12 protein-coding genes are annotated in these 22,978 nt (G+C 40.1%); 9 read left to right on the forward strand and 3 right to left on the reverse strand.

The features are described 5' to 3' along the window. The first annotated feature begins 1 nt into the window (after nt 1). The 7 genes from CWB85_RS10540 (at nt 2) to CWB85_RS10570 (ending at nt 12,692) form a co-directional block, all read left to right on the forward strand. A complete protein-coding gene (locus CWB85_RS10540) occupies nt 2–985 on the forward strand; it encodes an aldose epimerase family protein (protein WP_138554842.1) in 984 nt (327 codons plus the stop codon). Between the two features lie 18 nt (nt 986–1,003). After that, nucleotides 1,004–3,343: an alkaline phosphatase D family protein gene (locus CWB85_RS10545; protein WP_138554843.1), complete on the forward strand. Its 2,340-nt coding sequence runs from the start codon at nt 1,004–1,006 to the stop codon at nt 3,341–3,343. 206 nt (nt 3,344–3,549) lie between these two features. Further along, nucleotides 3,550–7,008 carry a TonB-dependent receptor gene (locus CWB85_RS10550; RefSeq protein WP_138554844.1) on the forward strand — a complete coding sequence of 1,153 codons (3,459 nt, stop codon included), beginning with the start codon at nt 3,550–3,552 and terminating at the stop codon, nt 7,006–7,008. A gap of 77 nt (nt 7,009–7,085) precedes the next feature. Next, nucleotides 7,086–8,972, forward strand: a complete 1,887-nt coding sequence (locus CWB85_RS10555) for a TonB-dependent receptor plug domain-containing protein (RefSeq protein WP_138554845.1) — start codon at nt 7,086–7,088, stop codon at nt 8,970–8,972. Next, nucleotides 8,938–10,320 (forward strand): cytochrome c, encoded by a 1,383-nt coding sequence (locus CWB85_RS10560; RefSeq protein WP_249314835.1) that lies wholly within the window; start codon nt 8,938–8,940, stop codon nt 10,318–10,320. The genes CWB85_RS10555 and CWB85_RS10560 overlap by 35 nt, the downstream gene beginning before the upstream one ends. A gap of 7 nt (nt 10,321–10,327) precedes the next feature. Then, nucleotides 10,328–11,779, forward strand: coding sequence for a DUF7133 domain-containing protein (locus CWB85_RS10565; protein WP_016709252.1), 1,452 nt, complete (start codon nt 10,328–10,330; stop codon nt 11,777–11,779). A 142-nt stretch (nt 11,780–11,921) separates the two neighbouring features. Beyond that, nucleotides 11,922–12,692 (forward strand): ThuA domain-containing protein, encoded by a 771-nt coding sequence (locus CWB85_RS10570; RefSeq protein WP_016709253.1) that lies wholly within the window; start codon nt 11,922–11,924, stop codon nt 12,690–12,692. Between the two features lie 58 nt (nt 12,693–12,750). Here CWB85_RS10570 and CWB85_RS10575 read toward each other — a convergent pair whose 3' ends face one another. After that, nucleotides 12,751–14,211, reverse strand: a complete 1,461-nt coding sequence (locus CWB85_RS10575) for a helix-turn-helix transcriptional regulator (protein ID WP_138554848.1) — start codon at nt 14,209–14,211, stop codon at nt 12,751–12,753. A gap of 251 nt (nt 14,212–14,462) precedes the next feature. Here CWB85_RS10575 and CWB85_RS10580 point away from each other — a divergent pair, with 251 nt between their 5' ends. Further along, the gene (locus CWB85_RS10580; protein ID WP_138554849.1) at nt 14,463–15,902 is read left to right on the forward strand and encodes a sulfatase family protein; all 1,440 of its coding nucleotides are present in this window, start codon (nt 14,463–14,465) and stop codon (nt 15,900–15,902) included. Between the two features lie 52 nt (nt 15,903–15,954). Here CWB85_RS10580 and CWB85_RS10585 read toward each other — a convergent pair whose 3' ends face one another. Further along, the gene (locus CWB85_RS10585) at nt 15,955–17,883 is read right to left on the reverse strand and encodes a CRTAC1 family protein (protein WP_138554850.1); all 1,929 of its coding nucleotides are present in this window, start codon (nt 17,881–17,883) and stop codon (nt 15,955–15,957) included. Between the two features lie 12 nt (nt 17,884–17,895). Beyond that, nucleotides 17,896–19,884 carry a methyl-accepting chemotaxis protein gene (locus CWB85_RS10590; RefSeq protein WP_138554851.1) on the reverse strand — a complete coding sequence of 663 codons (1,989 nt, stop codon included), beginning with the start codon at nt 19,882–19,884 and terminating at the stop codon, nt 17,896–17,898. Between the two features lie 576 nt (nt 19,885–20,460). Between CWB85_RS10590 and CWB85_RS10595 the strand changes: the two genes are divergently transcribed. Beyond that, nucleotides 20,461–22,824, forward strand: coding sequence for an alkaline phosphatase D family protein (locus tag CWB85_RS10595; RefSeq protein WP_138554852.1), 2,364 nt, complete (start codon nt 20,461–20,463; stop codon nt 22,822–22,824). Nucleotides 22,825–22,978 lie beyond the last annotated feature (154 nt).

Consider the following 22,978-nt stretch of genomic DNA (forward strand, 5'->3'; position numbering starts at 1 on the left):
TATGGCTGTGCAGACTATCACTTTAACGCAGGCTAATGGTTTGCGGGTGACCTTGAGCGGTTTTGGTGCTGCTATTCACAGTATCGAGGCGCCAAATGGCGAGCATCTGGCACTGAGCTATCAGCAGCAACAAGACTGGTTAACGAATCCTGCTTATTTAGGTACGACCGTTGGCCGAGTGGCTAATCGCATTGCTAATAGCCAGTTTTTAGATGAGTTTTCCACAGTAAAGTTGACTAACAATGAAGGTCAACACCATTTACATGGTGGTAATAAAGGGCTTAGCCATGTGAATTGGCAGATTGTTGATGTTGATCATATTAATAATCGAGCCGTATTTAGTTATATCAGCATCGATGGCGAGGAAGGTTACCGAGGCAATGTTGAGTTTACCGTGACCTATCAGTTAATCGATAATAAATTGACTATTGATATGCAAGGTATTGCATCACAACTGACGCCAATAAGCATAACCAATCATATTTATTGGAACTTGGGCTCTAAACAGCAATTAGATATAACTGATCATCATATTCAATTACCTGCACGGTTACGATTACTCAAAGATAGCGAAAATATCCCCACTGGTGAATTTGCAAATGTTTATTCTACAGTTTACGACTTTGCGCACTCTAAACAATTAGATAAGCAACTGCCTGATACCGGTTTTGACGATTATTATTTATTAGATCCTGCCGGAGAAGGTAAATTAAAACATCATGGCACTATTGCCCATATTAAAAGTGGTTATCAAGTTGCTGTTTATTCAACAGCCCCAGGTAGTCAATTTTATACCGGTTATTACTTACCTAGTAATTACAACCACATTAATGGTAAAGCCATGGGACCTTATGCTGGGTTATGTATTGAACCTCATGAGTTACCTAATGCAGTAAATCACCATCATTTTTTAAGCTCAATGTATGGCCCTGAGCGCCCATATCAACATCAAATTGAATTTCATATTCAACTACCAACACAATAAGAATAAGCGAGTAAAACGATGAAAAGGAGAAGTTTTTTAAAACTATCTGCAGGCTTAGTGGGCACTAGTCTACTGAGCGGGTGTGCTGGACTTTTTGCCTCGTACCGTAGTGATCTTGCTACAACATCGGCTTTGGATAACGCACAGTTTACACCGCAAGTATGGTTGGGTGAGCAGTTTTGGGGTAATCGTTTGCAGGACTGGCAAAGGGTTGGCAATGAATTACAGTGCACTCGTGAAGGGAAAGATTTTGAAGCCCGCACGGTATCATTATTAACACGCCAGCTTAATAACAGTCTACAGAGCGGACGCATTAAAGCCACCGTGCGTAATCTAACCCCAGGTGAGAATGGCTTTTGTGGCTTTTTGTTGGGTGTTGGCAAAGGCGAATTAACCGCTAAAGGCGCTGCATTGGCGCAACGCGCTGGTGGGGTTAATGGCGGGATCATTGCTGCATTTGATAGCGGTGGTAAATTATCATTTCGTCAGTTTGATGATGAAAATAAAGCGCTAAAGTTTGAAACCATCAATCGAGAATTGTTTAACCTGAAACAGTACCAAGATGGCGCTAAAATTACACTGGATTGTCATTTAGATCCCATAGATAGCGAGCATTTTGATATACGCTTAGTTGCTACTGATGCGGATACTGCTCAAGAGCTCGGCTTTGCGCTATTACACAAAGTGCCTGCAGAGCAGTTACAAGGTGGCATCTCTTTACTAAGTTCATCAGAGCCATTAGTTGCAGGTGCGCGTTGGGGGTTTAGTGATATTGAAACCGGTGGTGCGAAAATAACACAGAACAATAGTAATACCCTTGGTCCTGTTGTGGGTTGTATGTACACAGTTAATAAAAATATACTTAAGTTAACCTGCCAACTGATGCCAGTCGATACACAGGTATTAGCAAAACTACGGTTGGAATACCAACGTGAAGGCCAGCAGCAATGGCAATTAGGAGCTACTGCACCGATTGAAGATGGTTTTGTGGCTAGGTTTAGGTTGAGTAACTGGGATTATCTAAATGCTTATAAATACCGGGTTGTGGATCCCAAAAAACCAGATACTGCCTTGTATTCAGGTATCGTCGCGGCAGATCCACAAATCAGCAAAGAATTTACCATCGCGCTGTATTCTTGCATCATTCCGACATCAAAAAGTTTAGATAACACCCATTACACGCCACTTATTGCTAAAGAGCGAGAGATTGGACGTTATACCAAAGATAACATTTTGTTTCCGCATACTGAATTAGTGGAAAATGCGGCATATCATCAACCGGATATGTTTGTGTTTTGTGGTGATCAATATTACGAAACATACCCTACTCGCTATGGGCGTCACACGCCAGATGCAAAACTCGATACCTTATATAAGTGGTATTTATGGTACTGGGCATTTGCTGACAGCATCAAAGATAAACCAACAATTATTCTGGCCGATGACCATGATGTACTTCAAGGTAACTTATGGGGTGATGGCGGCGAAAACTCAGAATTACCTAAAGAAGAAGATGGCGGTTTTAAATGGGATAAAGATTTGATCAGAATGGTTTATCGTATTCAACATGGCCATAACCCAGACCCTTATGATCCCACTCCGATTAAATACGACATTCCAGTGGCCTACGCCGCGTTTGAATACGGCGGCATTAGTTTTGCCATTGTTGAAGATCGTAAATTTAAAACACCACCAGATTATAAAGTAAACAAACTTGCGACAACGGGTGAGTTATTAGGGCAACGCCAAGAATCATTTTTAAAAGCGTGGCAAAGTATGCATCCTGGAAAACCTAAGGTGTGTATTACTGCCTCCATGTGGGGCTCGCCACAAACTGATGAAAATGGTGAAGCATTAATTGATTATGATTCAAATGGCTATCCTGCTGATGGTCGAACTCGGGCAGTTAAATTGGTTAGCGAGGCAAATGCTTTAGTCATTGCTGGGGATCAACATCTAGGTTTATTAGCTTACCAAGGTATTAATCGTTTTGATGATGGTAGTTTATTTTTTGCAGGCCCTGCGAGTGCTGCATTTTGGCAGCGTTGGTTTGAGCCTAAAGTGGCACTGACTAATCAACGTAATAACGATATGAATACTGGCGATTTCACCGATTCCTTCGGCAATAAAATGAGAGTGCTTGCTGCTGCAAACCCAAAAATAACTCATACAGAGTTTGCACGTCAGAATAATACATGGGGTAAATTTTTAGCTGACCGAGAACTGAAAAGTGAAGGGTACGGCATTATTAAAGTGAACCATCAGGCTAAGCATTACCAATTAGAATGCTGGGAATGGAGCACAAACCCAGCAACAGGTAAGCAATTTGCTGGCTGGCCATATATAAAGCCCTTTTAACATTCATAGGATGTTTAACTAACAATTTATAGCACTCATATTTATTGATTTTTAAAAGTGAAACACAGCGTAATTGCGGTTTCACTTTTTTATTAATAAATTATATATTGTTAACAAAATACAGTTGACAATGACTTGTTGTTCATACTATTGTTTACAAAATAATAACGTAACAACATAATAAACCTTCAACGGGGAACACACACATGACAACCAAAAGTAAGACATTCAAATTAAGCGCTTTAACCGTCGCTTTATTTGCAACGCACTTTGCCTATGCCCAGCAAGAAGAAAAGAAAACAGAAGCGGAAGATGATATTGAGATCATTGAAGTTAGCGGCTTAGCGGCAAGTGTTAAAAAATCAATTAACGATAAACGCTTTGCAGAAAACGTTGTTGATTCAATTAACGCAGAAGATATCGGTAAATCGACAGACCAAAACATTGCTGATGCGCTATCACGTGTAACCGGTGTTTCAGTGCAGACAGTTGACGGTGAAGGTGCGCGAGTGACTGTACGTGGTGCGAATTCACAACAAAATAACATCAGTATGAATGGTGTTCAGCTTGGCTCAACAGGTTATAGCCAAGGTGTCGATTTATCACAGTATTCTTCAGATATCTTATCTAAAATCGAAGTTGTAAAAACCCCAAGTGCAGATCATGAAGAAGGGGCGTTAGGTGCAAACATTAACCTAACTACCACTAAGCCACTTGATTTAAATTATGAAATAAACACCATGACACTTGAAGGCCGTTACAACGACCTATCAGAAGAAGATAATTATAAAGTGTCAGGCACTTTTTCTCGTAAGTTTTTTGATGATACGTTTGGTGTGGTTGTTACAGCCGTTAAAGAAACCAATGCTTATCGTAAAGATCAATACTCAGCCACAGAGTGGTATGCTTTACAGTCTCCTTTAGCGAAAGATACAAATGGTAATATAGTTGAAAATGCTGCCGGTATTACACCGCGTACAGTTCAATATCAATATCATGAAAGTCAAAATGATCGGGTTAATTTTAATCTAGGTTTACAGTGGCGAGCGTCAGAAAATACCGAATTTAACTTTAATGCTATTGTTGGTAAGCAAGATATAAATAACTCTATGCATGGCATTAATACTCGCTCAGTAGAGACGAAAAACTTGGTTGAAGGTGAAGACCCTGGCTTGGCAGGTGTAACTGCTGAGTTTACGGATCCTGAGCAAGACTGGCGTACCATTGATTTAGAAACCAATACATTTACTAAGTTTGTTAACCGCTTTGGCAGTGGTGGTTTGGTACAATCTGAAGGGGATTTTGAAAATAACAATCAAATATTTTCTTTAGATATGAAGCATAACTTCAGTGATTCACTAACAATGGATGCGGGTATTGGTTACTCTAAAACTGAGCAAATCCCCAATAACTCTGTGTATGTGGCATTACAAAATTTTGCCAATATTAGTGCGTGGAGCTTAAAAGATGTACCGCCAGAAGATATGGAGCCTGTAGGTTATGATTGCACTAGTGGTCAGTGTAATTTAGTAACCGGTACTGGTTTGATTGACTATGGCGAACATAACACCTTTGGTGACCCAGAAAGCCTGTGGGATAACTACAGTACTACAGGGTTTAATCCGGACGAATTAGATGCACAGCATTTATCATATATGGGCAGAACCTTAAATACGGTTGAAGATGAGCAAAAATCATTATATGTAGATTTTGACTACGTTTTAGATTCAGATAACTTTCGTTCTTTAGAGTTTGGTGCTAAATGGTCTAAACGCACTAAGTATGTTGATGCACAGCAGGGTTCGTTTAACAATGTAGGCGAAGGGGTTGTAATAACAAACCCAAATACAGGTTTACCAGCCGTGTTAGGCAGTGGCTTACGTGATATAACCGGAGCCATGATTACTGATGGCAATGAGTTCCCTGTTGATGATTTTATGGCCGGCCTTGGTTATGGACGCGACAATGTTACTGACGGCTGGAATAGTTTTTCAGCTTTCAAGGCGTTTGAAGTTGCGTTAGGTAGCCCTGAAGTTGCATTTGAAACAGATGACTCAAATACAAGAAATACAGAATTAGACAACCTTGCATTTTATACAAAACTTAACTTTGAGTTACTAGATGGCCGTATAACTGGTGATGTCGGTGTTCGTTATGTCAAAACAACGGTTGAAGTTCAAGGTGCATCAGGTGTGCAATTTGCGTTTGACCCTTCAAATAATGCCCGTTTAATGGACCCATTTAAGCTTGCTGAACTTCGTGATTCAAGTTTACCGCTGTGCGCAGCAACTTTGTTTTATGGCACGAATTATAATGAAGAAAGTCGTTGGTCTAGAACGGATGGTTTGGGTTATGACACCTTAGGAACCAATGATAAGACTGATGATGTTAGGATCCCAGATCAAGGTCCGTGTCATGATCCTAATGCAATTCAAGGGAACCCAAATGAATCTGAATGGTGGTTATGGCGTCACTCTGATGTGTCTACAGAAAAGCACTGGATTTATGGTGAACGTGTTTATGATGAAGCAGGTAATTTATTACCAACGGAAGACAGAAGCTTGCGCTCTTTTGCTGTTACTGATGAGCATGAGTATGATTTATTTTTACCGAGTTTAAATCTAAACTACTTACACAACGAAGATACTATTATCCGTTTTGCTGCTTCAAAAACCATGGCGCGTCCACAAATTGATTCTCTTCGCCCTGGTTTTAAAGTTAGAGAAACACAATGGGGTGGTGAAAACCGTAATAACTCGATTACATTGACGAATCCTAAACTAGATCCTCTTGAATCATTTAATCTAGATTTATCTTATGAATGGTACTTTAACAAGTCAGGTTTATTAGCGGCTACGTTATTTTATAAAGATATGACTAACTTTGAAGAGTCAGAAACAATCGTTACTTACATGGATGATTTACGTGACGTAGGTTTAACAGAAGGCGAAACCTATGATCCAAACGATCTCGTTCTGATTGCCGGTCAAGATAGTTTAGAAGGCTGTATGCCTAAACGGTTCCAAGGTGGCCAGGATTATGAGTTAGACTGGATGTATTCAGGTGATTTAGAGCAAATGTGTGCCAAATTTAATACTACCCGTATTAAAAATGGTAAAGGTGCGTCTATCAAAGGTCTAGAGCTACAATACATGCAAACCTACGACAACCTACCAGGTATTTGGTCTGGTTTAGGTTTACAGGCTAACTATACTTATCAAGATTCAGAGTATGACCAAGAAGTCTCTTCTATCGATAGCAACGTTAAAGTGCCATCACTTGCTGTTGCTTATACACCTGAACACAGCTACAACTTAACGGGTTTCTGGGAGAAAAATGGTCACCAATTACGCCTATCTTATCAAGGGACTACAGATCAGTTAGTACAACGTTCTTGGGAGAATGGTTCGCTTTGGGAAGAGGGTCGTCAAACACTTGATTTCTCAGCTACTTATCAAGTTTCAGATATGATTTCAGTGTCTTTCCAAGTCGCTAACTTAACAGATGAAGGAGTTCGTCAGTACTTCACTAGCCGATTCTTACAAGCGGGCGGTGTTACTTTTGATGAAGGTAGCCCACTTGAAGGTGAAGCAACTAAGTCACGTACGGTTTATCAATATCATACTGGACGTACATTTAGACTTAATACCCGTATTAATTTTTAACGATTTAGCCTAAATATGGAGCCCGCAGTATTACTGCGGGCTCTTTGGTTGTGTTATAAAAAATAAACAGGGTTGTAATGTTTTATCAAACGAAATTAATGATGTGTGCGACAATAATGTCGTTCTTCTTTGTCGCGTCGGTTAACGCTCAGATTGAGCAGCTACAAGTTTACGGTAATTTCTATCCCGTAAAAGCGAATCAAATGCCGAGTTCACTATTCGTACTCGAAAAGAGCCAAATAGACACTATCGCAGGGTTGTCGGCTCTCGATGTATTAACCTTGGTGCCTGGTGTTCGAGTACAAAAATCTGGCGTAAGCCAAGAGATTTTTTTACGTGGTGCTGAAACAAACTTCGTTATTGTTCAAATAGATGGGGTGCAAGTAAATAACCCTTTGGACAGTCGTGGCGGCAGTTTTGATTTGGGTACGCTATCGAAAGACTCGATTCAACGTGTAGAAGTGATCAAAGGCGCCCAATCGTCAATTTATGGTTCTGATGCCATTGCCGGTGTGATCAATTTTATTACCTATGATGCTGATACCAATAATACTTTGGTTTCTGCTGGCGCCTTTGATAATGGCTCACAAACAGCGATGGTTAAGTTAGCATTTGATAGTACAGCAATAGGTGTAACAGCGATCAATAGTGATAACTCGGCTACCGGTGATGAGCAAGAGTCCATTGAACTGAATGCACACACTGTCATTACGTATAATAACGACAGTGAAACTAAGATTAGTGTTCGTTTAAGCGACTATCAACAAAAAGCGCTTGCAGACCAAAGTGGCGGCATTTTGTATGCTCAAGACTCGACAAAAGATGACAAGCAAGGCCAAATATATTCAGGTAGTGTACGTCACAATCAACAGATTACCCAATACCATCAGTTAGCGTTACAGGCAGAAGTTTTCAACTCGTCAGATAGTTTAAAATCACCAGGTATAACACCTTATTTTTCAGCGCCACCAACCTACTCTGAGAACGACTATTCGTACTATAAATTACGATTTTTAAATGGATTGCAGTTTAACCATGCTCTGGTCACTGTGGGTATTGATTTTAAATCAGAATCGGGTGAAACCAACGGCAGTACGCAAATGCATACCTTTACAGATATGGGAGAAATGGTTGTGTTTGATCTGCCTACCGAATATGACATAGACAGAGAAAACCTTGCAGGCTTTGTAGATGCTAAGTGGCACTTAGATAAAGTCACGGTTTTCTCTGGTATTCGATACGACAACACCAAAGATTTTGGGGATCAAACGACGTGGAAGTTAGGCGCAAATTATGAATTCAATGAGCAAGTACGCGTGTTTGCAAATACCGGCACTGCTTTTAAATTGCCAAGTTTGTATGCATTGAGCAATAACTTGATCGGTAACCCTAATTTGACCCCTGAAGAAGCAACAAACCACGATATTGGTATTGAGTTTATATTAGAAAAAGCCAACGTTAGTCTGTCAGTATTCAACTATGAGTATACCGATCTTGTCGATTTCGATTTCGCCACATTCTCACTAGTAAACCGCTCTAAAATCATCAGCTCAGGTATTGAGTTGATTGTTCAAGGGCAGTTGAACGATGACTTTTCATATGATTTCGATCTTACTTACATCGATCTTGAGAGCAGCGAAAACGAAATTCTTACGGGGCGTCCAGATTGGCAGGGCGGGTTAGGTATTCAATACCAAGTAAGTGACAGTGTTACCACTTCGCTGAATTTTGATTATGTTGGGGAAACTATCGGAACAAGCCAATACACAGGCGAAAATAGCGTTTACGACTTGAATGCATACAACAAAATAGATGTCACAGCACAATGGAAAATTCGTTCACACATAAGATTAGACGTTTATTTACAAAATATTTTCGATAAAAGCTATCAAGTGGCCGTTGGTGTACCAGGTCAAGACCTTGGATTTGGTGCAAACGTCCAATGGACGTTCGATAAATCTTAGAATATGGAGTGTATTCGATATGATTAAACGATTCTTGATAGTTGCTTTAATGATATTTACTGCTGTTGAAGTCAGTGCTGACGAGCTTGATGAAAGTCTGATTCAAAGCAGCATTAACCCTGTTGTATTGCAACAAGGGAAAGTATTGTTTGAACAGGTTTGCGCGTCTTGTCACAACAAAGATTTGAGTGGTGCAAGTGGATTTAATTTAAAAGATGGCGAATGGGTACATGGAAAACGACCAACACAAATATTAAACAATGTAAAAAACGGTTTTATGAGTGCCGGAATGCCAGGGTTTGCTGATGTATTCTCTGAGGTTCAGCTTCGCTCAATTGTTTCATATATATTGTCAAAGCGAGAAGGCTGGGATGATATTCAATACAAGCTCTATCAATTAGACAATGAAAATGATCAGGTTGTGACTGAAGACAAATTGATCAAGTCAGGGCCGCTTGTAAACAACCTTGCTGACTTTGCAATACCAGAAGTGCAACATTATTTTATTGAGTTTGAAGGCGATTTCTACGCCCCTAAGGAAAATGACGCTCAGCTTTGGTTACAGTGGGGGGCACCTCATGAGATGGAAGTCTTTATTAATGGTAAACAGGTTTTAAAAGGCGGCACGCCATGGTTTCCAACTTGGCGACTTAAGCGAGGGAAACAGCGTTTAAAACTTACTTATCGCTCAGGAAACACTAAGCCGGGGCAAAGAAATTTAACCGTTATCGCTACTAATTTAGACATGACCATTAAGCTATTTGCAGTTTCGAGCCGTGCTAAAACAATCATGGACGACAAAAAGTTTGAAATAAAAGCAACGTCAGACACTGTCGTTATTAGAAAACGCATCCATTCGCTTCCGCCTTTGAGCATATCAGTTGGGACGCCAGCTAAGTTGAACTACGCATTCAATAGTAAAACTTGTTCTATCAACGGATTATGGCAAGGAGACTTGCTCAATATAGGCCCTAATATATCAGGTCGGGGTGAAGATCCAAGTTTACCATTGGGTGAATGGATATTTAAATCACCTCAAGGCATAGAGCACACAACCGCTGAAAACCAGGTTTGCAGTTATAAAGGCTACCAACTGCTTAACTCAGAGCCTGTCTTCAACTATGCAATTGGCGACACGAATTTTAGTGTCACTGCAATGGTTAAACACAATAATAAAATAAGTTTTTTGTTCAATTCAAACACCCAAAAAAAAACCGTCATTTTACGTTTGCCAACTTCTGAGAAGCTAATTTGGTCATCCGAGAATGGCAAAGTCACTGCTGATAAAGCAGTCATTACTACTAACAGTAAAGGCTCTTTTCAATTAACAGCCTCAATTCAGAAGTGAAACCAGCATGAAAGTATTAACTAATCTTTTATCACCGATAATAACGCTGTCAGTTACTTTATCGATTAATGCACAGCAAGCACCAAAACATGAATATACACCTGACGGTTACACAATAGTCACCGTAGAAACACCTAAAGATGTTCGTTTTCATGTTACAGGGTTAGACAGTGATAGTGCTGGCGTTATTTGGGTCGCTACTCGTTTCGGTGAAGTTTGGTATCTTAAACAAGGGCAATGGTCAAAGTTTGCCGAAGGCCTACACGAACCAACGGGATTAATGGTTGATGACGATGGATCAATTTTAGTGGCGCAAAAACCAGAACTGACGCGATTAATTGATACTAACAACGATAATAAAGCTGATGCTTACATACCTTTGGCAAATGATTGGGAGTTTCACGACAATTACCACGAATTTACCTTTGGGCCTGTAAAAGATAATTTAGGCAATTTATTTGGAACTCTCAATTTGAGCCATAATAACCCTGATGCTTTCACTATGGGTGCGATGGGGACCGCAGGTGGACATCGGGGATTTGCGTTTAAAGTAGATGAAAAGGGTCGTTACTCCCCCTATGCGCACGGCTTACGTTCTCCTGCGGGGATCGGTGCAAGTCCTAGTGGCGAAATATTTTTTACTGATAACCAAGGGGACTGGGTACCAACCTCAAAAATGCATTTGTTACAGGAAGGAAAGTTTTATGGACATCCCGTATCTCTCATCGAAATTGATGGTTTTACTAAAGAAAAAGTTAAAAACCTATCTTTAGACACGTTGGCTGCAATGAGTGAAAAACCAGTGGTTTGGATACCACATATAGAAGTAGCCAACTCACCTGGCAACCCAGAGTGGGATACAACCCAAGGAAAATTCGGGCCATTTGAGGGGCAAATTTTTATTGGTGACCAAACGCAATCTAACGTTTTCCGTGTTTTGTTAGACAAAGTGAATGGCAAATACCAAGGTGCGGTTATTAACTTTATGAATAGATTTCAAAGCGGAAATATTCGTGCGGAATTTGATGTTAACGGCCAACTTTGGATTGGGCAAACCGCAAGAGGTTGGGGCGCACAAGGTGGCAAACCGTTCGGTTTAGAAAAAGTGGTTTGGGATGGCACCAACCCATTCGAACTATTAGAGATTAAACTCACCAAAACAGGTTTCAAATTAACATATACTGATGAGTTGGACGCAACGTCGGTGAAATCAGACAGTTTGTCGGCGCAATCTTGGCATTATCATTATTCGGGCAATTATGGCTCGCCAAAAAAAGACTTAACTCAATTACCAGTCAGTAATATAACACTAAGCAAAGACAAAAAGTCGATTGATATTGAACTGCCATTAATGGCAGATAAAGTCGTGCAAATTGACTTCCCTGGTCTGAAAGATGTCAATGGCCGTAGTGTTAGCGTAGAAAAAGTATATTACACATTAAATGAGCTTATTAAATAGGGAACTCATGATCAAATTATTCATCATATTATTAACAGTGCTTTTGTACGGTTGTACATCATTTTCCGCTAGTACTTCATCGATAAAAGTGTTGCTAATAGACGGACAAAATAACCATTCCGTTTGGCCGAAAACATCGAATATGATGAAAATATATCTTGAGGAAACAGGTCAGTTTGAGGTTGATATATATCGAACTGCAAAGACGTGGAATGGTGGAAAGTTACTAGAGCAATTCCCTGCTAATGATGGAAGAAACCACCAAGATTTCGAACAGCCGGTCACAGATGAAACATTTTTACCTAACTTTGCTGATTATGATGTAGTTATTTCTAACTTTGGTTGGAAAGCTGCACCTTGGCCGCAACAAACGAAATTGGCGTTCGAAACATTCATGAAAAATGGTGGCGGTTTTGTGTCTGTTCACGCTGCGAACAATTCGTTTCCACAATGGCTTGAATACAACCGAATGATTGGCTTGGGTGGTTGGGGTGGTCGTAATGAAAAAGACGGCCCTTACATATATTTTGACGAACAAGGACAATTAAAGCGTGATACTTCAAAAGGGCAAGGCGGTGGGCATGGCAAGCAGCATGCGTTTGAAATCGTTTTACGGCAGTCGCACCCAATCACAAAGTCACTTCCTAATAGCTGGAGTCATAATAAAGACGAGTTATACAACCGACTACGAGGTCCAGCACAAAATTTAACAGTATTAGCAAGCGCCTTTGACGATAAAGAATTTAATGGGTTTGGACGTCATGAGCCTGTGCACATGACTGTTGACTATCATCAAGGTCGAGTGTTTCACACGACGTTAGGGCATGGTATTGAAGCATTCGAAGATGAGCACTTTATAAGCGTTATGCGTCGTGGGGTGGAGTGGGCAGCGACAGGTAAGGTGAAAAATTAAACTAAAGTATCAACTGACAAAATAAGTTATGAGATAGTGAACTTATAAGTAAATAAGCTCATTTTGCAGTCGTTATCGACGACTTCAATTGACAGTGTTGTTGGTATTCTTTTGGTGATAACTCAGTGTGTTTTTTAAATACCGTTGAAAAGTACGCTGAGTTATTAAACCCTACCGCATAGGCTGTTTCGGTGACTGTTTTAGTTAGCAAGAGCAACTTGGCTTGGTTTATTCTTACATCAGCTAGGTATTGATTAATCGTTGTTGCCGTAAGCTGTTTAAACACCTTCATTGTATGTGAGCGGCTCGCACCCACAGCGCTGACAATATCTGCAATGGAGATATCATGGCGGTATTGCTCAAGAATATACGCTTTTACTTTATCAACAAGTTGTTGATCTGGAGTGTTACTGTTTAATTGATCAAGCGCGTAGTTTAATACTGTGATCACGTGATGTAGGGCTGCATCAATATTGACGATAGTGTTAGCATCATCAAGGCGATTGCCGATATTTTCAAGCTCATCAAGTAATACTTTACTATTCCCGCACTGAAAAATAACCCGATCAAACATCATAAATGTGATTTCTTTTGCTCTTATCTGATAACAGCTTAATGAATTGTGGCAATAGCTTTTTAGTTTAACTAATAACTCGTCTAACTTGGTTGCTGTTAAATGTGGGTTAGCAGTACAGATAATCTCAAGTAGCGCTACACGCTCTTTAAGCGGATACGCTTTGTTTAATTTGTCTGGGTAAAACTGGCTAAAGTGGCGATTAGTAGCCGCTGTAAATTGCGCTATAGCGAGTGCATTTTGGTGTTCAGTGTGTTGTTTAATTTTACTATTTGTAAATTGAATATCTTTATAAACCGCCCAGCTCCAAATTAGCGCACTTAAACTTGCCCCAACATAGTAAATAACCCACAGCTCAAAAGCGTTACCAATGCACATAAAAACACTGAGTGTGAGCGCACCATAAACATGAGTTGCAACATACGCTTTGAGGCTTGTATGTAATAGTAGGATACAAGGGAGTAACAACTGCAAGCAGATCAACAGTAATTGAGATGAGTAAATATGCTGTGCGTTTATGTTTTCTAATTTAACTAACCAAGGTAGCTCATCGGGACTGTAAAAATATAAAGGGGCTGCACAGAGGAAAAAGCACGACCATGCAATCCCTAGTACAACCGGTGCTATTAATAAGGGTTTGGGGAGTTGCAACTTAGCCTGCGTTAATAATGCAAAAAGTAAACAGGGGGTGCCAATACTAAAGAGCAAAATATTTCTAAAAAAGTCATACCACCTTTTCCCTTCATAAAGTGGCATCACATTAATAATCGGTCCGCATAAAAAAAGAATAAAACAGACGATAAAAGCGCAATAAAAAGGGTAGGCAGCACCAATGCGTTCGCGCACAAGCGTAAAATAAATGAGTACCATGATGAAAATGTTGGCAGCTGCAAATGGGATCACGGTACGTAAAAATATATCCCAATTTAATTCTATGTAATACATCGCTAATTTTTATTTTTTATAGGGCAGAACTAAAACAATAGTGGGAATGAGGCTTACAAGTCAAGTTTTGTTAACAATTTACTTTTTGTAGAGGGTGGTGAAATTTAACTTGTTTTAGTGTGTTGATTTGTATAGGAAAGACGATTTTATAACTCGTTATAGAGGATATTGAATGCGGTAAAGGCGAAAGCTAATTTAAAGTGTCGGCATCATTTTCACATCAATCTAGATGTCAGTTATAAAGGGACACTATGCGAATTTATTTAAAGTCTGTCTATTGGTTATTGCTGTTTAGTGTATTCAGTAATCTATGTTACGGCGAGGAGAAACCAAATATCGTGGTGATCCTCGCCGATGACTTAGGGTATGGCGATTTAGGCTTTACCGGTTCAAAAGAGATCAAAACACCAAATATTGATGCATTAGCTAATAATGGTGTTAGCTTCAAAAACGCGTATGTAACGCATCCATACTGTGGGCCTTCTCGGGTCGGGATACTAACAGGACGGTATCAAGCACGTTTTGGTATGGAAAATAATGTCAGTTATATGCCTCAAGATAAATACATGGGACTGCCGTTATCAGAAAAAACACTGGCTAATCGTTTACAGGATGTCGGCTATCACACCGCAGTATTTGGCAAGTGGCACTTGGGTGGCGCACCGCATTTTCAGCCCAATAATCGCGGCTTTGACTATTTCTATGGTTTTTTAGATGGCGGGCATAATTATATGCCTGATCAAGTGACGGTTGGCGGAGATGGTTATTCACTGCCGCTGATGCGTAACACTCAAGTGGCCGAATTTGATGAATACTTAACGACAGCGCTTAGCCGTGATGCCGTGAAGTATATTCATCGACAGCAAGAGTCGCCATTTTTTATGTATTTATCTTACAACGCGCCTCACACGCCACTACAAGCACCCGCTGAATATATTGAAAAATATAAGCATATTGAAGATGAAGATCGACGTATATATGCCGCTATGATCGATGTTATGGATGAAGGCATAGGTATGGTCGTTGATGCACTTAAAGAAACCGCGCAACTAGACAACACCCTGATCATCTTTTTATCAGATAATGGTGGCGTATTCCCTGAAAGTTGGCAACCGACCAGCGATTGGGCTGATAACTCTCCTTTTAGACGAGGTAAAGTGGCTTTACTAGAAGGCGGTATTCATGTGCCTTTTATTGCACATTGGCCAGGGGTCATTCCTAAAGGCGAAGAGTTTACTGGTTTAGTATCGTCACTTGATATTGCTGCAACCTCAGTTGTACTAGCGGGTGCTGATAATAAGAAATTAGATGGTGTTAATTTACTGCCATTTTTACAAGGCACTAAACAAGGCAGCCCACATCAGGCGTTATTTTGGCGCTTAGAAGAGGCACCTAATATTTATGCTGTACGTACTGTTGATTATAAATATATGAACCAACCACTACCGAATGTAGGCCGCAGTTTTTTTGATATGAAAGCCGATCCGTATGAGCAACATAACTTGGTTGATACGTTACCCGCTGAACAAGCGAAATTAGCCAAGCTGTGGAATGAGTGGAATAAGCACAATACAAATAATGTATTGCAGCAATCATGGGAATACAAAGCAGAAATAGATAAGTTTTTTGAGCAGTTAAATAAGCAGAATATTGAACAGGCAAAACAAACGGCAAATTATGTTATTAAGTAACCTGAGGTTATTTGGTTAACGAGTAAAAAGCCCCAAAATAGGGGCTTTTTTATCAGTACTTTATATTTCCTATATCAATTAAACGGTCTGCGGGTTGATTACGCAATACTTGATTGCTGCCATCACGCCAAGTGATACTAATCTCTTTGATGTTAGCATCATTACCTAAGCCAAAATGGGCAATGTTCATTAAGCTTTGTGAATGGCTTGCACTGTGTGAGCCCACAAGTTGATATTGCGTTGCTTGCTCTGTACGTATGTGGATTTTTGCACCCAATGGATCAATACCTGTTTGTGAATACCCAACGCGTATTAAGCTAAAGTGTTTATCTGCCATGGGCGTGGTGTTTTTATATAAGTGCCAACTGCCGTTGTCATCATCACCACTTAGCAGATCGAGTTTACCGTCATGGTTATAATCAAATGCAGCGCCCATATCGCCATGAGAGTCTTGATTTAACTCGCTGGTGGCTGAGTTTAATAACTGGCTAGTAAAATTGTTATTGCCTTGGTTTATTAATAAAAGATCGGCAACTCGTTGCTTTAAATGACCAAATCGATAAACAACAAAGTCGACTAATGCATCGTTATTAAAGTCACCCGGCACAACCCCCCAGTTATTATCAATGGTTTCAGTTGGCAATTGCGACGATATATCAACAAAACGGCCATTGTCGTTACGAAGTAAAATATCCTGCAATGCAAGGTTTTGCGGTGTCCACTGTGTTTTATAATCTAAGACATTTTTAAATGAAGCACGGACATCCCAGGCTAAGTCATCAGCTAAGTGCCATTCTACACGCCATTGGTTATTGCCTAAATAACCAATGTACCAACCGGTTTTAGTAATAGACTTGGCAAAGCCCTGTGCTTGCTCTGGGTTGATCACGTACTCATCTGATGGCGTTGTAATTTGAACTTGTTGTTCACCTAAATATACTGGCATGGCAGCCATTTTTTTACCGCGGGGAAAATGATAAAAATCACTTAAAATCAAACTCCCTTGTGTTATGAGGCTTAGTCCGTCATGGCTTTTATTACCTTCGTCTCTTAAGTCTAAACGTTTTAGTTCGTTATTATAGGAGATGCTATTATTCGCAATGCTGTAATGCAGCTTACCTCTGGCTAGGTAGTAGTCCATATCGCCATCGTTATCGATATCTGCATGCGCTAGAGTCAACGTTCCTGTTGTTTCAAGCCCTTTTGGTAATACGTGAGACGTTACATCGGTGAAGGAAAGGTCATTATTGCCCTGTAGAACAACCAAAGGGCTATAGCCATTAAAACCGATAAGATCCGGGATATTATCGTTGTTAAAATCAGTGACTAACACACGCTCACTATTTAAGTTTTCAAATACTGGGGATGGGTGATATTCAAATGTGCCGTTACCGTTATTCACAAACAAAATATTACGTGGGGTATTCTCTGTCACCATCTTTTCGGCGTTAACTTGTATAAAGTCCAAGTCGCCATCGTTATCAAGATCAACCCAACGCACCGAGCGGCCACGTGCGCCCATTTTTGATAAGCCAGCCTGCTCAGTTACATCAGTAAATTGGCCATTATTGTTTTGCAATAACCGTTGCGGTTGAGGGGTAAGGCCGTTGCCACCTCCTAATGAAAGCAGAATGTCGTTATCACCATCGTTATCGTAATCGCCACTGGCCATGCCATGTAAATCAACACGTGGGTAAATATCAGCTTGCTTGGTATAGCTAAAGTCACTATTTGATAAGAATAATTGAACTGGCGTAGAGTCATGATTAGTTAGCAATAAATCGTAGTAACCGTCGTTATTTAGATCAGAGAGTGACGGGCCGCCGTATTTCCAATTTTTATCTGTATCTAAGCCCACTTCAGCTGATACATCTGTAAATACGACCTGCTGTGACATCGATACGTTAGATTCTTTATGACTGCACGCTGTCATAGCGAGTGCGACCGTAATAGCCGTGAGTTTAAAGCCGAGGTTATCCATTAATATTACTCCTTATAAATTATTTTTGGGTGGTGTGACTAAGGTAAATTCATTGATATAGCTTTCTAGGTTTGCAACGATACGGGTTAAGCTATCAACGGTTTGTTGGCTGCTCTGGGTTGTATTTGCTACAGATTGTGCATCATTATTAATTAAGGTTATTTGCTCGTTTATTGAGTTTGAAACTGATGTTTGCTCTTCAGTTGCGGTGGCTATTTGCAGTGCCATATCCATAACCTGATCAAGCTGCTCTTTTAATTGCGTAAACGACTGAGCATTGTTGATCACACTTTCAATTGCTTGGGCTGAATGAGATTGCAGCTGCGACATGCTATGCGTTGCTGTACTTGCACCACTTTGCAGTGCGTTGATTTGGCTCTGAATTTGTTGTGTTGATTGCTGGGTCCGACTTGCTAGGTTTCTGACCTCATCAGCTACCACGGCAAAGCCACGTCCTGTCGTCCCTGCACGTGCAGCTTCTATTGCTGCATTAAGTGCAAGTAAGTTAGTTTGCTCAGCAATGCCTTCAATCACATTTAATATATTGCTGATCAGTTTTGCTTGTTCATCGAGTTCATTTACCACGTCTGTGGTAGCGCTCAATTCAGTCGTTAATGTTTGCATCATCGTTTGACTGATGTTTGAGTTTGCTAAACTTTGCGTTGATACTGAATGCGCCTGTTCAATTGCTTGGTGAGTGCGATTCGTCATTGCAGATACTTCACTAATTGTGGCGGTCATTTGATTGATTGCTACAGAAATACTATGCGTTGCTAACTGTTGATTATTACTGAGTAATGTACTGTTTTGTATAGTGTTATGCATGGTTTGCGAGTTATTTGCTATTTGCACCGACTCTTTGGCTATTTTTGATAAGGTGCTATGAAACCCCGTAATCAATAAATTAAATGCGTTGATAAGTTCAGTTAATTCGTCATTACCCTGGTGTTTAAATTGATGAGTGAGATCCTTTGAGCCGGCAAGTTGACTAACTTGGCTAACTATTTCAGATAGCGGTTGGGTAATGCTACGAATAATAAACCACGAAATAACAGTCAGTAATAGGATCAGTAAGGCTAAGGTACTAATATTACTATAAAGATTGTTTTGCGCTTGTTCGATTAGCTGGTTTTTAGTGTCAATGAGTTCTTTCAATACTCTTTCAATAGCATGTTGTTGTAACTGCGCCATATTTTTTACAGTAGTAGGCCAATTAGTTGTGCCTATATCTAAAGGCTTATTGACGGTTTGATAGATGTTTGTGCGTGCTTTTAGGGCGACTTCTTCTGATTTTAAATAGCTCGGATCTTTGCTCATTTCATTAAGTACAGTCTGAGCGAATGGACTTGCGAAATTATAAAATAAGCTGTTGTAGGTTTGAATTGCAGTCGCGCTTCTGAATATTTCTCCATAAATGTAGACATCAAGTTGGCTGTTGATAGCCGTATTAATAAAGCTATCGTGAAACGAACGCTCAACACTGCTAGCAACTAAGTAATAGTAAGCATTAGACATTTTACCGAGTTGTTGATCACTACTTGCGATCACTACAATTTCACTCAAGGTCATTAACAAACTGCGAATTAGCCGATTAATCTCGAACATTGTATGTACTTCTCGGCCTAGCTCAGTCATGTAATCACGGCTTAAATGACTTTTATTATCTGCAACCTCCCTGACAACATTGAGCTCTATTAATTGTTTTTCTATTTTTTCGATTTGAGCTCGTAAAGTTGGGAATTGATTGATAGTTTGCTGATTATCCTTAATAAACTCATTAAACTGCTTACCGTGAAATAGCGCATTTTTGCGATGAATCAACATTTGTTGCTTAGGTTTTGTCGCGTCAGATTGAGTATCAAGATACAGCCGTGTATAAAAGCCTTCTTCGAGTAAATTCGCAATAAGTGGATAAGCTACATGTGCGTATTCGAGTACCGCATCCAACTTGCTGATTGCTTGGCGTTGCTCAAGCGATGAATTTACTTTATCTGCAGACATTATTCCGGTAATTACTAGGGGAATGAGTACCAGCGCTAAAATTCTAGTTTTTATCTTATAGTTATTTAGAAATCTCACAATGCACCAATGTTAATTGTTAACAATTAATGAAGGTTACATTTTTTTGTTATTAAATAGCAACTTTTTATTAACTGAAAGTGGAGAATAAATACCATTCTTGAAATTGGAACTGCAGTTGTTCTGATAGAAGCAAACTCGACGCGATGAAGATACAGCGCTTATTTACAGCAGATTAAGAAAGCTATCAGTAAAAATCCCTTATTGATTGTTGCAAGGTAACTAATAAATTTAATACCAACATAAACACTAAATATGCGCTGCTCGAAGGTTCTGCAAGGAGCATGAATTGAACGCGGAAGCTTACTTGGCCTACAAGGTTACACACTTTCCACTCGATCAAAAAATTTTCTTCCTAAAAGAACAACACGCGCTCATGCTCACATGTCACTTTTATTAATGTGTAATCGTTTTTTAGAAAACAAATGCTGATCTTTTATAAAAAAACGCATATAGTTTGTTTACTGTTAACAATATTCAATTTGTGGGATTAAAACTATGAATAAAAATATATCTCGTCGTTCTGTACTCAAAATATTAGCAGCTGGTGTTGTTGCTACAGGGGTATCTGGTTGTACTCGGCATTTAGGAGCTGCTACTTCAACTGTTACTCGCGGCACTCAAGCTCATCGTGATAATTGGCATAAAACACATGATAGAGTATGGCTTGGCAAACAATATTGGGCTAATCCGATGGAGGATTGGCGGGTTGTTAATGGTGCTGCTGAATGTAGAAGTAGAGGCGGTAATCGAAGTGTTCATTCACTCACTCACCAAATAGCGCATCTTGACCAAGCTTTTACAATGTCGGTGCAAGTGTCTCGCTTAGAGCCAAACGGTAAGGATGGTGGAGCGGGTATTCGTCTTGGTGCTAAAAGTGAATTAAATGAATACCGTAGTAACTGTTTTGTACAGCAGGGTTATGACCTTGGTATTAAAAACAACGATTTAGTGTTAGGTAATAACACAACGCCTTTAATGGTTCCAATAGAGGATCAAGCTGTTACTTTGACGCTGACTGGCACTCCTCAATCAGGCGCTATGGCTTTAGAGTTAACAGCTAGTTTAGCGTCGTCAGGTAAAGTGATTGGTACTCTAAGCCATTTGGCGGCAGCTTCAGAGTTATTAGGCAATGTGGCTCTAGTTAGTAATTTCTCGATTCCGTCTGTTACATTTGAAAACGCACCTGAAGACAAATTAGGCGCACGTTATAAATTTAGTAATTGGACCATGCAAGGTGAAGCATTTTCAGTAATCGATGAACAAGCGTTTGGTCCAATACTTTGGACTATGTATTCGTTAAACGATACATTGAGCCATGAAGGTTTTGTGCTGAAATTGAGTGCTTATACAGGGCCAATAGGTGAGCAAGATAATCAGCAAATAGAGCTACAGATCCAGCGTAATAATCAGTGGATCGCTATTGATTCGCAAGTCATAGATCATGACGGCTGGTTGGCGACTTTTCGTATAGCCAATTGGGATGAAACACACGATAAGCCTTTTCGGGTTGTATATCGTGAAAAACACACTGACGGTACACACACACCAGATATATATTCAGGGGTTATAAAAGCGAACCCCGCAAGTGAAAAATTACGAATGGCTGCGCTCACGTGTCAAAATGATTATGGTTTTCCGTACCAGCCAGTTGCGCAAAATGTCGAAAAACTAAACCCCGATTTAGTGTTCTTTTCTGGCGATCAAATTTATGAAAGCCATGGTGGGTTTGGTGTAATTCGCACGCCTGATGATTTGGCGATTTTGAACTACTTACGTAAGTTCTATCAATTTGGTTGGGCTTTCAAAGAGGTCATGCGTAATCAACCGACAATTTGTTTGCCCGATGATCATGATGTACTCCAAGGCAATTTGTGGGGTGAGGGTGGTGCAAGAATGGAAAACATTTCGAAAGACCCTTCAGCGAGTGTTTTAGGTGGTTACATTGATTCAGCACGGGTGATTAATATGGTACATAAAACCACTCTCAACCATCATCCAGATCCTTATGATCCAACGCCAACTAATGGTATTAGCTCGTATTATGGCACTATGCTATATGGCGGTGTCGGTTTTGCGATTCTTGCCGACAGACAATGGAAAAGTGGCCCTGAACGCATAAATGTTGCGGTCGGCGAAACAGGGCAAGATGAAGATCCACTTTTTTATAATCCTGTGTTTAATCCTCCAGGTTTAGATTTATTAGGCAGTCGACAGGAGCAATTTCTTAAAGCGTGGGGTAAAGACTGGCGCGGGCATAAATTAAAAGCGGTGTTGAGCCAAACGGTATTTGCGGCTATCTCAACTCATCAGCCGTTACCTGATCGCTTTTTAAAATACGATTTCGATTCAAGTGGTTGGCCTGCATCTGCGCGAAATCGTGCAATTGATGCAATGCGTGACTCTATGGCGTTACATATTTGTGGTGATACCCACTTAGGGTCTTTATCTCAATATGGCGTAAATCAACAAAGGGATAGTAACTGGGCTTTTTGTACGCCAGCTATTTCTGCCGGTTGGCCAAGGTGGTGGAAGCCAGATTCAATGAATATGCCTTATCAAAACCGCCCTGCACATGGGCTTGCTGAAACAGGCGAGTATAATGATACCTTCGGTAATAAGATTTATGTCTATGCGGTAGGGAATCCTGAAGTAGGAAAATCAAATAACCGCTATGTAAAGGCTCATGAAAAAGGCAGCGGCTTTGGTTTTATTACCTTCGATTCTGACAAGCTCACATACACAATGGATGCCTATAAGTTTTTAGTCGATATAACCGATGGTAAAGCAAGTAACCAGTTCCCGGGCTGGCCTGTCACTATTCATCAGCAAGAGAATAAAGGTAACAATATAGTCAGTTAGGTATAACTTGATGGCATCATAAGGATATTTCCTAAACCAAAATGGACAACTGTAATAGTTTGTCCATTTTTGGTTAAAGGCAACTATTGACCTTTGGACCGGGTGATCGAGAGTAGCTAGTGCTTTTTCTTTAGTGTTTTTTAGGTTGTGCTTA

This window comes from Pseudoalteromonas sp. S1727, from assembly GCF_005886375.1.
GTDB classification, from domain to species: Bacteria; Pseudomonadota; Gammaproteobacteria; order Enterobacterales; family Alteromonadaceae; genus Pseudoalteromonas; species Pseudoalteromonas haloplanktis.

Bases quoted from the DNA above. Each gene is read 5' to 3' on its own strand.
- CWB85_RS10540 (WP_138554842.1), top strand. From the start codon at position 2: ATGGCTGTGCAGACTATCACTTTAACGCAGGCTAATGGTTTGCGGGTG.
- CWB85_RS10545 (WP_138554843.1), top strand. From the start codon at position 1,004: ATGAAAAGGAGAAGTTTTTTAAAACTATCTGCAGGCTTAGTGGGCACT.
- CWB85_RS10550 (WP_138554844.1), top strand. From the start codon at position 3,550: ATGACAACCAAAAGTAAGACATTCAAATTAAGCGCTTTAACCGTCGCT.
- CWB85_RS10555 (WP_138554845.1), top strand. From the start codon at position 7,086: ATGTTTTATCAAACGAAATTAATGATGTGTGCGACAATAATGTCGTTC.
- CWB85_RS10565 (WP_016709252.1), top strand. From the start codon at position 10,328: ATGAAAGTATTAACTAATCTTTTATCACCGATAATAACGCTGTCAGTT.
- CWB85_RS10570 (WP_016709253.1), top strand. From the start codon at position 11,922: ATGATGAAAATATATCTTGAGGAAACAGGTCAGTTTGAGGTTGATATA.
- CWB85_RS10575 (WP_138554848.1), bottom strand. From the start codon at position 14,211: ATGTATTACATAGAATTAAATTGGGATATATTTTTACGTACCGTGATC.
- CWB85_RS10580 (WP_138554849.1), top strand. From the start codon at position 14,463: ATGCGAATTTATTTAAAGTCTGTCTATTGGTTATTGCTGTTTAGTGTA.
- CWB85_RS10585 (WP_138554850.1), bottom strand. From the start codon at position 17,883: ATGGATAACCTCGGCTTTAAACTCACGGCTATTACGGTCGCACTCGCT.
- CWB85_RS10590 (WP_138554851.1), bottom strand. From the start codon at position 19,884: ATGTCTGCAGATAAAGTAAATTCATCGCTTGAGCAACGCCAAGCAATC.
- CWB85_RS10595 (WP_138554852.1), top strand. From the start codon at position 20,461: ATGAATAAAAATATATCTCGTCGTTCTGTACTCAAAATATTAGCAGCT.